The 15504-nt window shown below is 55.0% G+C and carries 10 protein-coding genes; 8 read left to right on the top strand and 2 right to left on the bottom strand.

Features of this window, described 5'->3' with window-relative positions; genetic code table 11:
* Positions 1-685 precede the first annotated feature (685 nt).
* Entirely contained in the window at positions 686-2248 is a 1563-nt protein-coding gene (locus JHC09_RS03520; RefSeq protein ID WP_199530842.1) for an ATP-binding protein, read from the top strand.
* Between the two features lie 817 nt (positions 2249-3065).
* Here JHC09_RS03520 and JHC09_RS03515 read toward each other — a convergent pair.
* Positions 3066-4502: an HD domain-containing protein gene (locus JHC09_RS03515; protein WP_199530841.1), complete on the bottom strand. Its 1437-nt coding sequence runs from the start codon at positions 4500-4502 to the stop codon at positions 3066-3068.
* A gap of 525 nt (positions 4503-5027) precedes the next feature.
* Here JHC09_RS03515 and JHC09_RS03510 point away from each other — a divergent pair.
* Positions 5028-5261, top strand: a complete 234-nt coding sequence (locus JHC09_RS03510) for a hypothetical protein (RefSeq protein ID WP_169195093.1) — start codon at positions 5028-5030, stop codon at positions 5259-5261.
* Positions 5262-5396: 135 nt separating this feature from the next.
* Positions 5397-6017, top strand: coding sequence for a hypothetical protein (locus JHC09_RS03505; protein ID WP_199530840.1), 621 nt, complete (start codon positions 5397-5399; stop codon positions 6015-6017).
* Here JHC09_RS03505 and JHC09_RS03500 read toward each other — a convergent pair.
* Positions 5973-7019: a carbohydrate kinase family protein gene (locus JHC09_RS03500; RefSeq protein WP_199530839.1), complete on the bottom strand. Its 1047-nt coding sequence runs from the start codon at positions 7017-7019 to the stop codon at positions 5973-5975. The genes JHC09_RS03505 and JHC09_RS03500 overlap by 45 nt on opposite strands.
* Before the next feature lie 693 nt (positions 7020-7712).
* Between JHC09_RS03500 and JHC09_RS03495 the strand changes: the two genes are divergently transcribed.
* From JHC09_RS03495 to JHC09_RS03475, 5 genes are all read left to right on the top strand, one after another.
* Positions 7713-8969: a Glu/Leu/Phe/Val dehydrogenase gene (locus tag JHC09_RS03495; protein WP_169195090.1), complete on the top strand. Its 1257-nt coding sequence runs from the start codon at positions 7713-7715 to the stop codon at positions 8967-8969.
* Positions 8970-9251: 282 nt separating this feature from the next.
* The gene (locus tag JHC09_RS03490; RefSeq protein ID WP_210338096.1) at positions 9252-9704 is read left to right on the top strand and encodes an oxidoreductase; all 453 of its coding nucleotides are present in this window, start codon (positions 9252-9254) and stop codon (positions 9702-9704) included.
* Positions 9691-12081, top strand: coding sequence for an EAL domain-containing protein (locus JHC09_RS03485; protein WP_199530838.1), 2391 nt, complete (start codon positions 9691-9693; stop codon positions 12079-12081). The genes JHC09_RS03490 and JHC09_RS03485 overlap by 14 nt, the downstream gene beginning before the upstream one ends.
* 186 nt (positions 12082-12267) lie before the next feature.
* Positions 12268-15174, top strand: a complete 2907-nt coding sequence (locus JHC09_RS03480; protein ID WP_169196417.1) for a monovalent cation/H+ antiporter subunit A — start codon at positions 12268-12270, stop codon at positions 15172-15174.
* Complete coding sequence (locus tag JHC09_RS03475; RefSeq protein WP_169196418.1) at positions 15165-15503, top strand: Na+/H+ antiporter subunit C; 339 nt, start codon at positions 15165-15167, stop codon at positions 15501-15503. The genes JHC09_RS03480 and JHC09_RS03475 overlap by 10 nt, the downstream gene beginning before the upstream one ends.
* Position 15504 lies beyond the last annotated feature (1 nt).

Here is a 15504-nt window from a genome sequence, read left to right as displayed (position 1 = left end):
AATTCAATAGCTTAGCATTTTGCAGAGCGGTCGAAAAATACCATTTGATGGTATAAAACGCGCAAAATGCCAACGCCTCGCGCTCCTCAGATACCATCAGAGTCATATCCGGTAAGTAATCGCGCGCAGAGCGGCCCAATCCAAAATCATCAAAAAGTGTTAACTATCAAATAGTTACATGAATACAACAACCTCTAAATCTACGCACTTCGTAGGGGCGTCCCAAATCGACATGGTTGCAGGTTCGAGTCCTAAACACGGAACCACAGCAATTTTTGCCAAGTCCCAGCAACTAAATGTTGACCGGGTTTTAGGCTGAGACCGCGGATATGCGACCCTAACCAAGCATCCACACAACAAGTGGAACCGCCGCCGGAATCGAAAGTCGGCGTATCATGAAAGCCGCCATTCGACTGCCGACCCCATCTTGGACGTTCAATGACATATTGCAGTTCCTGAAAGCTGCCGTCCGAGCAGCGACTGAATGCAATGAGACGACGGGCAGCGGAAGTCCGCCAACAGATCGGCTTCACAGACATCTGCCATGCGGCACTAGCGATGGTTCGGAGGAATTTGCGTTGGGGTCTACAGCCCCTTTCGGGCGCGAGGTCTGCTAAAGTAAAACCTGTGGAATAATCAATATAGTTGCAGTTTTACGGTCGGAAATCACTGCTACACTGAGTGCATGAGAACACGCTCGATATCAGATAAAGAAATTGCAATTATCAAAGCAATGATCCGTCGCAGCATGGCGAACAAGGATATCCAGTTCTTTTTCAACAGACCGGATAGGTCGGTCAACTCCGGCAGGATATCAGGCATCCGCAATGGCAGCTACAGCAACTCTGGGGAGATAGCTGCCGCGACGGACGAGGAGCTTGAAGCATTCCTGAGAGCATTCGAACCCGACGGGGTGAGTGCAAGCATCAGTGTGCCGCAGGCATCAGAGGCGGGCCTCGTATCCGATCCTGTCAGCGCCGCAACACTTCGCGGGATGTTTTATGAAGCAAACGGCATTTGGTTTTTCAGACATGGCGAGAGTGATCGACATGAATGCAAAGAAGGTTTCGGCTTCAGGCATTGCGATAAGTGGCTCCGTGCAGTGGCAGCGCTCGCCAATAACCGGGGCGGATATCTAATCTTCGGCTTGAAGGAACAGGTTGGCACTGAGGGCAGGAAAAGCAGCTTTGACGTGGTTGGACTCACCGACGATTTCGAGAACGCTGATCCTGTCGAATTCACAAAGCGGCTGAAGGCGACATTTGACCCAACCCCTGTCGTGGATATCGTTTCAATTGAGATTGGGGAAAAGAAAATTGGGGTCCTGCATGTGCACCAGCACCCTGCCAGACCGGTCATTGCCGTGCGCAATGAAGGCAACCTCGTCAAGGAAGGCGAGATATATTTCCGCTATCAGGGGCAGTCCTCGCGGATCAAGTACAGTGATCTGCGCGCGATCTTCGATGAACGGGATAGACAGGCTCGCGCCAACATCATGCCGATGATTGAGCAGCTCCTACGACTTGGACCACACAATGCTATGATCGCCGACCTTGCAAATGGAACATTAGCCGATGGCACGCGCAGCTTTTCCATCGGCAAGGAATTGATTGACCAGATCAAATTCATTCGTGAAGGCCAGTTCACGGAGAAGGAAGGCTCACCGGCCCTGCGTCTGGTGGGTGACCTCCAGGCCGTGGATAGCGAAGGCCAGATCATCCGGCGAGGGTTTGTGACACCCACCGATCTACTCAACGACTTTCTGGAACAGCAGACGCCCTACGAACCGAAGGAATATATCCGCTGTGCGGTTGAGGGCGGTAATGGTGGGTGGTTGCCATTGCACTATTTCGCTAATAGGTGCGGCCTCAATCGTGACGGGCTCGTTGCATACATCAAGGTCACTGCGGCGCCGCAGGCGCGCAAGGATCTCTATGCAGCTCGCGCCTCGGGCGTGCAAAGCGCCTATAGCCCTGCGGTCGGCCAGTCGGTTGATATCATCACCGCGTTACATTCGGGAAATGTCCCGGAAATAACCGACATTCGTATCGCTGCACATTTCGGCCGCGCAGTTGCCGGCCTGAAGCAGAAGCCCGGTGCGGGGTTATCCGCCATGCTCAAGGCACTAAAGATCAGCTTGGACATGGTGCAGGCTAGCCAGCGAGCCTCGTGGCTTAGCCCTGTTCGGAGAGGCATCTCGCGTCTGGACGAGTTGTATTTCGGAGGCGGCGATTGGACACAACCGTAACGCCTAAGATCGCAGCCGAAAAATTGGAAAAACCGTCCAAATCACAGTAGGCGAAGTGACGGGATTGGGACGTTATCGAACTTAGGCTTTAGCGGTCGTGAGCAGCCTTCAGCTGATTTTGAATCGCCTAGAAACGGGTTTATTTGGGCCAAAAATACGATGGTAGATTCGATGGTATCCCCTACTTTTAACAGACCTAAATCATTGAAATTATTCACCTCACTGTTTCTGGTGGGCCCACCAACCGCACTTTTTGACCAAATGGTCAAATATTTTTCCCAATAAAACCAATAACTTAGCTCTCCACAAATGGCCCGGTGAAGCCATTTGACGGCATTGAAACGGCCAAAATACCGTCAGGTTTTGAGCCTCGGATACCGTCAGGCCATTTTTGCGCAAGTAAAGCCGCAACGCCTTAAATCACGAAATTCCGTTAACCATCAAATAGTTAGGCGAATACAGCAACCTCGGGATTCGGGGTGTTTTTCAGGGTCGGTCATTTTGACTTGGTTGCGGGTGTGGGTCCTAAACACGAAACCAAGTGCAACCACACCAACTTTCCACCAGTCTGGAAAACTAGATGTTGTCTGCAACTAAGGCTGAGATGGATATATAGGTATCTGAGCCCACTCTGGGCATGAACTCATTTTGGAACCGCGCTGCAAGGATCATCTCGGCGCAACTGAAAGCCACCACTCGACTGCCGACCGAATGGTGACCATTCAGGTTGGTTTACTCACGGACTAAACCCGACATGCAAAAGACGTCGAGTTTTTCGCTACAACCAAAAATTAATTATTCACGCCAGAGGACAGGCTTAAATTCCCTGTTCTTTAAGCTCTCCCACGATCAGACCTTTGATTGCCTTGTTCAAGGTTTCTTCGTCTGGGACCTTATCCTCGTCAAAATAAATTCGATGAATGTTGAATGATGCGGCGCTTGCGACAACGGGAGAAATGGACGCGATATCTAGAATTTGCCCGCCAACGCACACATTGATCTGCTGGGGATCACCGCCAACAACCGCCTTAGGCTTATAGATCGGCCGATTGTAGGTGTCGTAGTAGCAGCTGTCTGTCCAAATTGAGCAGTCTCTTTGTAGCTTTGCTGCGACAGCCACACAGATCCTTTCGAGCAGTTGGACGCGAGATATTGCAGCTATGCTCGTTGTAGTGGACTGCGTGGCCAAGACGTCGTCCGCCACTTTCCAGATGTCGATCATCGGCATGATTCTGCGATCCGACAACCTCCTTGCGAGGTTACCGATGGCAGTATCGGAGGCCTCGCGGAATTGATGGAGCGATCCCCAAAAGAGCGTATCATCGAGAAGGACCGCTTTGCTGAGATCATCCGGATTCCGAAAAAACTGTACGAACGGATGTTGTTCCGAGAGGCCTGTGGCCGAAGCCTGATCGTTGTCGATCATGTGAAAAGCCCTGCTTAAGAGCTGGGCGAACATGAATTCCAAACCTCTCGTCTTCTTATGTAGATAGATGGTCGGATAGAGGTGGAACAACGTCACAGTGAATTGTTCTAGCGAGATATAGGCTTTGCTATCGACATAGAGAAATTGAGCGTCTCCGTTCTGGCCTAGTTTAAAATTACGAAGCAGCCAATCCAAGTCGATCCCGCCTGAAGATACACCAGCAAAATAGCTGTCCCGTTTCGCGTAATCGAGCCTATCGGCATCAAGCTGGCTAGACACGATGGACGTGTAGACGCAGTTCTTGTCCTTCTTCTCAATGATGTCACGGATCATTCCCGGAAAATCGGAGCCGCCGAATTTCGTAAGCGCCTCGCCGAGCGAGGATTGAGTGATTATTCTTCGTCCCACCTCCTCATGATCCACAGCGGTGGCGAAGCTCTTCGCACGCTGCGCGTCTAGGGCGTTGCGCGCAAGAAAGAACTCCATGGCCTTTTCGAAAGCGTGGCTGAACATGCCATGGCCCACATCGTGCAGCAGCGCCGCAGCCAGGCACGCTTCGGCCTTAGGCGACCATTTCCCATTAACTCCTTCTGGCTCGATGATCATCAGCATCCGTTTGGCTATCTGATAGACACCGAGCGAGTGCGCGAAGCGGGAATGGGCGGCTGAGGGAAAGACGTAATCGGAAAAGCCGAGTTGCTTGACGCGGCGAAGGCGTTGAACAAATGGGTTAGAGAGTAGGTCTTTTAGCTCGTTCTCGCGTGGACCATTGAAATCAACGAACCCGTGTATCGGATCCTTTATGAACTTGCTCGAATGCTCCGGCATTTCTCCCCCCCCCAGAATGATACTTCCGCAGCGAATGTATTTTTCTAAATCCTGCGGACTTCCCTCACCTACTTTGCTAAAGAATAAACTACATAAGAACAAGTTATCAGGGATATTTCGCCTGTGAGTTGGCCTAGTGATTGGAACCTAGACGACCAATTTAAAACGCGTGCCCGCCAAAGTGGAGTGCCCCCTAGATAACGAAAGACGTGACGCCTCTAGCAACATTTTTGCCAGCAACCGCATGTAGTTCTCATCAGAATCTGATACGATCTGGGTATCGTAACCAGTCAAACAGATAGGTCTCGACACTGGAAAAAGTGACGGGATTTCGGACGGTATCGGAAAAATTGCCCACCCTAAATTATTGAAATTATTGTTTTCTTTGATCCAGTAGGGCCCACCAAATCTTCTCACCTCACGCGCTCTAGTCTTGCCCAGCTTCGCGGTTTTTGACGCGGAGAAAATGCTGCGCGGAATCTCTGCCGACACGTGGTAAGGCGTTAGCCAACCACGAGGACCAATATGCCAACACTCTATTACGTTCAGGGCTTCCGCGCTAAAGGCCGTAAGCTCGAACCTGATGTGCCCCAGGCAAAGAAGACTGCCGAAGCGGCGATTGCCGCCGCCGAACGGATCGCTCCAACGCGCGCTGGGGTCTGGGCCTACTCCGCCGATGTCGACGTGGAAGCGGACACATACGACGAGCCTAAGGTACTGTTCAGCGCGGGCACCCTCCCCGAAGGCCTCTTGGGGTAATCCCGACTGGCAAGCTGATAATCAAAAGCCATTAAAACGCTTTCGTGAGCTCTGGCGCTCGCGATAGGCCTACCTTCACAAATCTGCGCACTGCGGCACTGTTGTTTTAGGTGCGCAAAAGCCTATCTATGCCACATGGCCAGCAAACGAAAATCTCCTGAACCAGCAGTCCATATCGCGGAGTGGTCACTGCCAACAGCGGCGACACTGGGCTCCGCCGTGCGCACCAAAGGCATCATGCTGGAGATGCGCGCCAAGCTGCCCACAACGCTCCGCAAATTTCTGGATGTACGACCCGGCACTCTCATCTTGGGAATGCCGGAAGGCCACGAACAAGAGTTCGCTCGCGCCTCAGAGACGATTGAGCGCAATCTCGCGGGCATCGAGAAACTCGCTATAATTCCACGCGAAATTCAGGACATTCTCACGATCACCACCAGCGAACGCCATCGCTGGCTAAAAGATGGCCGACTACCAAGCGCAGGAACGCGTACCGTCAAGCTCCACGGTCGCGCCCGCAAAATCACCTTTCACGTGTTTGAGCCTAAGGTCGTCGAAGACATGCTCAACGACGATAAAATGAGTGAATGGCGCGAAGAGGATAAGCTCACCGCAGCCGAAAACCGTCGACAGGCAGCTTGGAAACGCCGCCTCGCGCGCGAGGAAAAAGCCAGGCCTGCCGAGACCCCTAAAGATGCGAAAGCGGCAAAACTAGCGGGTTGGGCCGAGTTCGAACGCGAAGGCCTCTTGCGGTAGAGTGTCCGGTGTTAGCGGCCCCGACACACTGACTTTAGCGCGCGCACACACAAAGCCGAACCGTGCGGCATCGATGGCAGCACTTCCCGTGAGCCAAGCCCACAAGAACGCCCCGCAGAAAGTGTCACCCGCCCCATTTGCATCAACGACGCTGACAACATCGTTCGTCTTCGGCAATTCGTACTGGGCTGAAACCTCGCCCCCCTGCCCTTGGTAGACACCTACCCATTCGTGGTGCCGGGATACAATCATCCAGCCAGACTGCGCCAATCGCACACCGACGCCGCGAATATCCCCGGCGCTTGATTTCATGAGATGCTCAAGCTCTTCATGATTGAGGTGCAAAATGTCGGTCTGTTTGAGGATCTGCGCAAAGCCATCCCCGCCCGGGAACACCCAAGCAGCGCCCGGATCAAGCGAGAGCTTCAGCTCCGGATTGACCGCCTTGGCATCGGCCACAATGCCCGCCAGCAACCCAGGAACCTCGGCATCGAGAAACGAGGTGATATGCACCACGTCACACTCGGCGACGGCAGACACGATGCGCGCGCGCTCCGCAGTCAGATATTCGCGCACCTTCGCATTGGCGCCCAATGCCGTCAGCAACGTGCGTCCGCCCGGCTCAACCATGGCGAGACATGTGGCCGGGGGCAGCTCGAGCATTGCGATCTGGCGCGGAGCAATCCCGAGTGCGGCCAAGGTTTCGACATGCGGCCAACCGCCATCAATCGCGCCAGCCATCCCGATAAATTGCCCGTCGATTTTTCGGTTTGTTTCGTTCAGCAGACCGACGACGCGGGCAACATTAAATGCAGATCCGCCCAAAAAGATTTTTGCGCCAAGCCGCGCCAACGCTTCAGCACCACAGTTGGCCGCCTCATCGCTGACCGCAGTCTCGACCAATGGCACGGCCTCAACGCCGATTTGTTTTATCAAATCCGCGCCGGAAAGTTTTGCCACCAAATCGCGATTCATCGCGCCGAGAAAACCAAGCTTTGTCATGTCGCTTTCGTTGCCATTCTCGGGCGCGACACGCAAGCGCTGTGCAATCACGCGAGGGAAGGATTGCCCCTGAGTCTGGAGTCCAATCCACCAAACTTGGGCACGGAGCCGCGTTTCAAACCTCAATCCAAAAATATTCTGAGCGACCCATCGTCGCTCCCTGCACTTGAACAAAGATAGGTAAGTACTTCTGTCATTTCAATTCTTCGGCGCGAGGCCATCCTAACCCCTCGATAGTATTAAGAATTCTCCGTACCCGCCGGTACGTTGATCGTTGACAGCGTCTCATACTTTAGACATGTTCGCGCCATGTTGGCTCATATGGCAGAGATCATTGTGGAGCCTTTGCGGGGTATCCCCGTCGAAGGATTACAGCCCGCGGCCGCGCTGAATAGCACGGCGCGCGGGTCAGGTTAGTATTTCCCTCCACAACACGGTCTCACAAAGCACGTCGAACACAGCCCCGGCACGGCGACCACCGAATTGTCCATCATGATCCTTCATCACCAAGCCATAGCTGCATTTCTATGTCTTGATCCGTCGCAAACCCAGCGATGCCCTAAGCGCGAGACGCACGGTGCTCAGCCTGCCGCCTCCGCCGCCGAGGGTTTCGCTTCAAAGTCCATTGCGAGTTGGACTTTCGGGGTTGTGACACTCCATTTACCTGCAGTGTTCTAGGAGGAAGCTAAGAACATGACGGATACACTACTGTCCCGCGCCCTTGTTCGTCTCGATGAGGCTGCGTCGCATATCGATGTCGACGCCGACGTGCTTGAAAAACTGAAATTCCCGCGTGAAACGCATAAGATGCGCCTCATGATCCGTATGGATGATGGTTCGCGAAAGTCTTTCCTGTCCTGGCGTTGCCGCTACGATGATACCCGTGGTCCAACCAAGGGCGGCATTCGTTTCCACCCGCACTCCACTGAAGACGAAACCGAAACCTTGGCGTTTTGGATGACCTTCAAGTGCGCGGTTATGAACCTGCCTTACGGCGGTGGTAAGGGTGCGGTTCAGGTGAACCCACGCGACCTTTCCAAGTCTGAGCTAGAGCGCCTTTCGCGCGCTTACATGCAGGCTTTCTCCCGCGTCATCGGTCCAGATCGCGACATTCCGGCTCCAGACGTTTACACCAACTCCATGATCATGGGTTGGATGGCTGACGAATATAACCAGATCGTCGACGCCGTTACTCCAGCCGTTATCACCGGCAAGCCAATCGCTCTCGGCGGTTCGCTGGGTCGTGACGACGCGACCGCACGCGGTGGCTTCTATCTCGTCCGTCGCCTTGCCAACGATCTAGGTCTCGCCGACAAGTTGCGCGTAGCGATCCAGGGCTTCGGTAACGCTGGCCAGCACATGGCTCGCCTTATGGCGTCCGATGGCCACATCATCGTTGCTGTCTCCGACACCGGTGGCACCGTTTACAACGCCAACGGCCTCGACATCGAAAAGCTGTTCGAAGCCAAGAAGAACGGCAAGTCGGTCGCTTCCTTGGTCGCCGACGGCCAAGCAACGGCAATCGACGACGTCGTCGGTGTTGACTGTGACGTGCTTGTTCCATCGGCGATGGAAGACATGATCACCATCGACAATGCCGATCAGGTCAAGGCCAAGCTCGTTGTTGAACTCGCAAACGGCCCTGTCACCGCGCAGGCAGATGCGATCCTCAACAAGAAGGGCGTCATTGTCCTCCCAGATATTCTGGCGAACGCTGGCGGCGTGACTGTTTCCTACTTCGAGTGGGTTCAGAACCGTCAGGGCTTCTACTGGCCACTCGACGAAATCCATGAACGCCTGCGCGTCATCATGGAACGCGAAGGCGCTGCTATCTGGCAGGTGGCAAAGGACAAGAACATCAGCGTCCGTACGGCCGCCTATGTGACTGCACTGAGCCGCATCTCGACCGCCATTGAAGCGCATGGCACTCAGCCGTTCTTTCAGAGCTGAAAAGCCGTAAATCGCTGAACCTTACCGCCCGGATGGTCCCAGACCGTCCGGGCGTTTTCGTTATCCCGCCGCCGTCACTCTAAACCGCTCTAGCTGATACAAATTCCGACAATTAAAACAAACTAATCCACCAATAGAATCTCAAGCACAAACAACGCATTACCCCGCCATATTTAATCTCGAGTTAGGAAGATAGAGACATAATACAAGCAACAGCAACTGGTTAATGCCATGCAAAAAACAGTATTACGAACCTCCTGCCAAGCTTTAATAGCAACACTAGTGTTCATCACCCCAAACTTTGCTACCGAAAACACCCGCCCAATTCTCACGATATCAGGGCACAGCGGCGCAACGTCTGAGGCGGACGAGATCACTTATGATCAGGCCAGCTTAGAAGCGATGATGACTGCATCGATCACCACAAGTACGCCGTGGTTCGATGGCACCTCCGTTTTTGAGGGCATACCCCTCGAAGAGCTAATCGGCGAGCTGAATGCGGGCGCCACCAAGATCACCGCCATCGCACTCAATGATTACATGACCGAGATTCCGTTCGACGACATCAAGGCCAACAAGCCGATTCTCGCCCTCAAGCGGGATGGTGAGTTTATGAGCGTTCGCGACAAAGGCCCGCTGTTCATAATCTACGCGTACGACTTCAAGCCAGAGCTACGCACGCACCTCTATTATTCACGGTCAGCTTGGCAGGTTGCAAAACTTGTCATCGAATGAGGCCAACCAGCTCGGCATTATTAGACTGCTCAATTGGCTTCTCGTTGGCACAGTAGTCCTGTTTGCCGCAGCGACCTACTACGTCAGCTCAATTGAGGCTGAACGTCAGCATGCACACGACACGTTCTCACCCTATGAAGTAGCCTTTGCAGTCGCCCAGACCGTGAACGAATTTCTGCGGTTCGAGCAAACCTTGGCGATGTACTCTCTGCCCGGAAGCCAGCTGTCGATAGACGATGTGCGGCTCCGTCTCGATATCATTATTGGCCGCTTGCAGCAGTTCGAGCGCAGCACCGATCATGTCGGGGAAGAGCGCCTCGTCGTGCACTTCATGCACACAAATCCGGGCTATGGCGAGACCATGACGGAGGTCAAAAAAGCGCTCGACATCGCCGATATCGCCCTAAACTCTGGCGACACCCCAAACATGGCGCTGGTCCACACCAGCCTTCGCGCGCTCAATCGACTAGACAGCAAAATGGCGAGTTTTGCGGCGCAAGCGTCCAGCTATTCCGCTCAGCTCTATGCCGGTGACAAGCGTGAATTGCAGGATATCGCAAGCTTCTCAGAAATCCTCAAAGCCATTCTCATCGGGTGCGGCGCGCTCCTCGTCGGCGTCCTCACACTCAAGCTGCGGCTACTTGATCGAACACAAGTCAAACTCCGCGACCTGACGGCCGAACTCACACGCACAATGCAGTCCGTGACCGTCCAGAACGAACGGTTTGACGCCGCACTCAACAATATGAGCCACGCGCTCTGCATGTTTGATAAGCACCGGAAACTCGCCGTCTACAACAGCCGTTTCAGCGCTTTAACGGGCATTGACGAGAGCGAATTAGAAGGGCTTTCCATCAACGCCCTGCGCAAGAAAGGCAACCGCACCTTTCAATATCTGTATGACGCTATTGCCCCCTCCGTCATCAAGCGCCGCCCCCAGCTCGTTATTACCGATCTGCCCAACAAACACAGCTATGCCGTCAACCAAACGCCGATGGCAAATGGGGGATGGCTCGCAACCTTTGAGGATATCTCTGGCGTCCGCGCAGCCGAGGCGCGGATCACCCATATGGCACTGCATGACTCATTGACCGGTCTGCCCAATCGCGCGCACTTCCGCCAGCGCCTCGAGCATGTGTTGGGCCAGAAGGATGAGAAGGACAGCCATATGGCCTTCTTCTTCCTCGACCTCGACAAATTCAAAGACATCAACGACACGCTCGGTCACCAAGTTGGTGATGACCTATTGCGCGCTGTCGCCGCCCGCATGCTCGCCGCCCTTCCAGACGGGTACTTCCCCGCGCGGTTTGGCGGCGACGAGTTCGCGGTGATGAGCACATTAGGCGAGGCCAAAGACCACCAGGGCTTTAGTGTATGGCTGATTGACCAGCTCTCCCGCCCCTACCTTATCGGGACGAACTCTTTACGTGTTGGAGTCAGCATTGGCATAGCGACTTGGTCTAAGCGATCTCCGATTTCGTCCGAGGAATTGATCCGACGCGCCGATGTGGCGCTATACCAAGCCAAAGCTGACGGACGCGGTCAAACCAGCTTCTATTTTCCGCAGTTGGACGAAACTCGGGTCCGACACGCACGACTAGAGACCGACCTAGCGGTCGCCCTTGAACGCAATGAGATGTCGCTGGTCTTCCAACCCATCGTCTGCACCATTTCGGGCAGACCTATCAGCTACGAAACCTTGGCGCGCTGGACGCATCCGGAGTTTGGCCCCATTCCCCCCGAGACCTTTATTGCGCTCGCCGAAGCGAACCAGACCATCTTCAGCATTGGCGACTGGGTGCTCAATCAAGCATGCGCCCAAGCGGCGACTTGGGAGGAAGACACCAGCGTGTCTGTTAATATATCCCCTGTCCAGTTCCGCGACCCTACGCTCGCTTCCAGAATATCGTCCACCCTCGAGCAAACTGGACTACCACCGTCGCGCCTTATTTTAGAAATCACCGAAACAGCATTTCTATCTGCGTCAGACACAACACTATCGACATTGAAACACTTCAAAGACTTGGGCGTTAAATTTTCAATTGACGATTTTGGTACGGGCTACTCATCACTTCAGAGCCTGCTGCGCTTTGAATTTGACAAGGTAAAGATCGACCAATCCTTCATCCGCGAACTTCCACACTCAACCCGTGCTCGCGCCGTTGTTGAGATGGTCACACAAATCACCAAGAAGATGAACATTACCAGCACGGCTGAAGGGGTCGAAACTGAAGAGCAACTTGCCTGCCTAGCTGAGCTTCTTTGCCCAGAAGTCCAAGGGTTCCTGATAAGCCCACCGTGTCCATTAAATGAGCTGCCGGCGGAACTTCAGCCCAGAATAGCCGGACCAACCGCCGACGCTTTACTGCGCGCATAAAACTCGCCCACTGTTCGCGGGCTGCCTGTCGAAAATTGTTCACAAAATTAATCAAATTGACCAGCTACGCTATTGCAATAGCGCCCCAAATTGCTGCCAAATAGGGCTGCACAGCGCTGCCAAGGGTAAAAGATTCTACTCATAGGTTAGCGGCCCCCTTACACTGGAGACCAACCGCGTGAACCGATGCCCGGCATAACTATCGCTTTCTTGTGTGTCGTGCCCTTCATCGCCAGTGCACTGGTGCTGAACTTTCCTGCTGCTGCTCGAAATGCCGTTGCTTGGGTGGCCGGTGCTGTTTGCGCTGCGGGTCTTGCGGCAACGATCAGCTTTTTCCCACAAATCGCAACTGGTGGGGCTGTTCAACACACGATCGAGTGGATGCCTTCGGCAGGACTCAACCTCACGTTCCGCATGGATGGCCTTGCTTGGCTCTTCAGCATTCTGATCACCTTTATCGGCGTTCTGGTTGTTCTTTACGCGCGCTACTACATGTCGCCGCGCGATCCCGTTCCGCGTTTTTATGCCCTTTTGCTCGCCTTCATGGGCGCCATGCTCGGCGTGGTGCTATCCGGTAATGTGATCCAACTCGCCATCTTCTGGGAAATGACCAGCTTGGTCTCGTTCCTGCTGATCGGCTACTGGTATCACCGTGGCGACGCCCGCGACGGCGCCCGCATGGCCCTCATTATTACCGGCACAGGTGGGCTCGCGCTGTTTGTGGCGCTGCTGCTGATCGGTCACATTGTTGGTAGCTACGAGCTCAACGACATTCTCGCCTCCGGCGACCTGATCGTTTCGCACGAGCTTTATCCGGTCACGCTGATCCTCTTCCTGCTTGGCGCTTTCACCAAAAGCGCGCAGTTCCCTTTTCACTTCTGGTTGCCGAACGCGATGACCGCGCCGACCCCTGTGTCGGCCTATCTGCACTCCGCAACCATGGTAAAGGCGGGCGTGTTCATGCTCGCGCGCTTCTGGCCGGTTCTGTCGCAATCTGACCTTTGGTTCTGGATTGTTACCTATTCCGGCCTCGCAACGCTTCTGCTCGGCTCGTACGTCGCGCTCTACCAGCGCGATCTGAAGGGCCTTTTGGCCTATTCGACCATCAGCCATCTGGGCCTGATCACCACACTTCTCGGCATGGGCACGCCGCTCGCTGCGGTCGCTGCGATCTTCCACATTGCCAACCATGCGACCTTTAAAGCGTCGCTGTTCATGGCAGTGGGCATCATCGACCACGAAACCGGCACGCGCGACATCCGCAAACTGTCGGGCCTACGCAAGGCCATGCCATTTACCGCGCTGTTCTCGATCATTGCCTGTGCGGCTATGGCCGGCGTTCCGCTACTGAACGGTTTCCTCTCCAAGGAAATGTTCTTCACCGAAACCGCAGAGTTCAACGAGAACCCATTCGTCAACATCTCGCTGCCACTCATCGCAACGATTGCAGGCGCCTTCTCGGTCGCCTACTCGCTGAAGTTCGTCCATGGCGTCTTCTTCGGCCCGGAAAGCACCGAGCTCGAGAAGACCCCGCACGAGCCTCCTGCGCTCATGCGTCGCCCGATCGAGCTCTTGGTTATCATCTGTCTCGCCGTCGGCATTGTGCCCGGCTTGACTATCGGACCTTACCTCGCTGCCGCTGTAGCCTCAGTACTTGGCCAAGATGTGCCTTACTACAGCCTGTCGATCTGGCACGGCTTCAACCTGCCACTGATCATGAGCTTGATTGCCCTCGCGGGCGGCGTGCTCATTTACATGCTTTACAACCGCCAGCTGCGCGACACCGATCAGGCACCACTGTTCCGGGGGATCATCGGCCAGCGTATTTTTGAGCGTCTCCTGCTGACGGCGACCAATCGCTGGGCCAAGAACACCGTTCAAAAGCTCGGCACCACCCGTCTGCAAACACAGCTGCTTATCGTTGTCCTCGCCTCCCTCTTCGCGGGCTTTGGCGCCGGTTGGGCACGCATGGGCAATCTGCCGCTGCCGGAGAGCTTCGATCCGATTTTGGCCATTGTCTGGCTCTTGGGCGGCTTCAGTGCTTTGGCCGCAGCACAGCAAGCCAAATTCCATCGCCTTGCCGCGCTCATTCTCATGGGCGGAGCGGGTCTTGCGACCTGCCTAACCTTTGCGTGGTTCTCCGCTCCTGATCTGGCGCTGACCCAACTTCTGGCCGAAATTGCCACGACCGTGCTGATCCTTCTTGGCCTGCGTTGGCTGCCAAAACGCAGTCCCGTTGCCGAAGACACCACTTGGGCCGTTCGCATTCGCCGTCACCGCGACTTCGCCATTGCCACCGCAGTTGGCCTCGGCGTTGGCCTGGCCGCCTATGCCATCATGACCCGCCCCGCCGTCGATGGCATCTCGCGCTACTTCGTCGAGAACGCCTACGCCAAGGGTGGTGGCACCAATATCGTCAACGTGATGCTGGTCGACTTCCGCGGTTTTGATACCTTGGGCGAAATCACTGTTCTCGGCGTTGTCGCGCTCACGGTCTTCGCCCTGTTGCGCCGCTTCCGTCCAGCCAGTGACTCTGTCTCTCGCCCTGAACAGCAGGTCGCGCAAGCCACCTTTGCCGAAACCGAAGAAGACGACCGCAAGGCGCTCAACGAGTTCATGCTCGTCCCAGCCCAAATCATGCGCTGGCTCTTCCCGGTCATTGTCACCATTGCGCTCTACATGCTGTTGCGCGGCCACGATCTGCCAGGTGGTGGCTTTATTGCCGGCATCATCATGTCGCTGGCCTTCATTCTCCAGTACATGTCGAATGGCATTCGCTGGGTGGAAAGCCGCCTCCGTATCCGTCCGATCCTCTGGATTGGTTGGGGCCTTATGGCAGCCTTGGTCACGGGTTTAGCGTCTATGGCCCTCGGTTATCCGTTCCTGACCACGGCTTTCGCTTATCTCGACATACCGCTCATCGGCAAAGTGCCGCTAGCGAGCGCTCTCATTTTCGACATTGGCGTGTTCACACTCGTGGTCGGCGCAACTGTGCTCTTGCTCATTGCTCTCGCCCACCAGTCCATCCGTGGACCAAAGCCTGCCTCCGCGCCGCGCCGTAAGCCAACCAAGGGAGCCGACCAATGGAACTGACTCTTGCCATCGCCATTGGCGTTCTCACCGCGTCCGGCACCTATCTCGTCCTGCGTCCACGCACCTTCCAGGTGATCATTGGTCTGTCGCTCATTTCCTATGGTGTGAACCTATTTATCCTCTCGATGGGCCGCCTGCGCACGGACGCCCCACCGATCATCACAGACAAAGCAAACATCGACCCATCTCAATATGCAGACCCGGTTCCGCAAGCGCTCGTTCTGACCGCAATCGTCATCGGCTTTGCGATGACTGCTCTTTTCCTCGTTGTCATGCTGGCCACCCGTGGCCTGTCGGGTAATGACCACGTCGACGGAAAGGGGAGCTAAG

The organism is Devosia sp. MC532 (assembly GCF_016461625.1).
In the GTDB taxonomy this organism is placed as follows: Bacteria; Pseudomonadota; Alphaproteobacteria; order Rhizobiales; family Devosiaceae; genus Devosia.
This window is presented reverse-complemented; position numbering and strand designations above follow the sequence as displayed.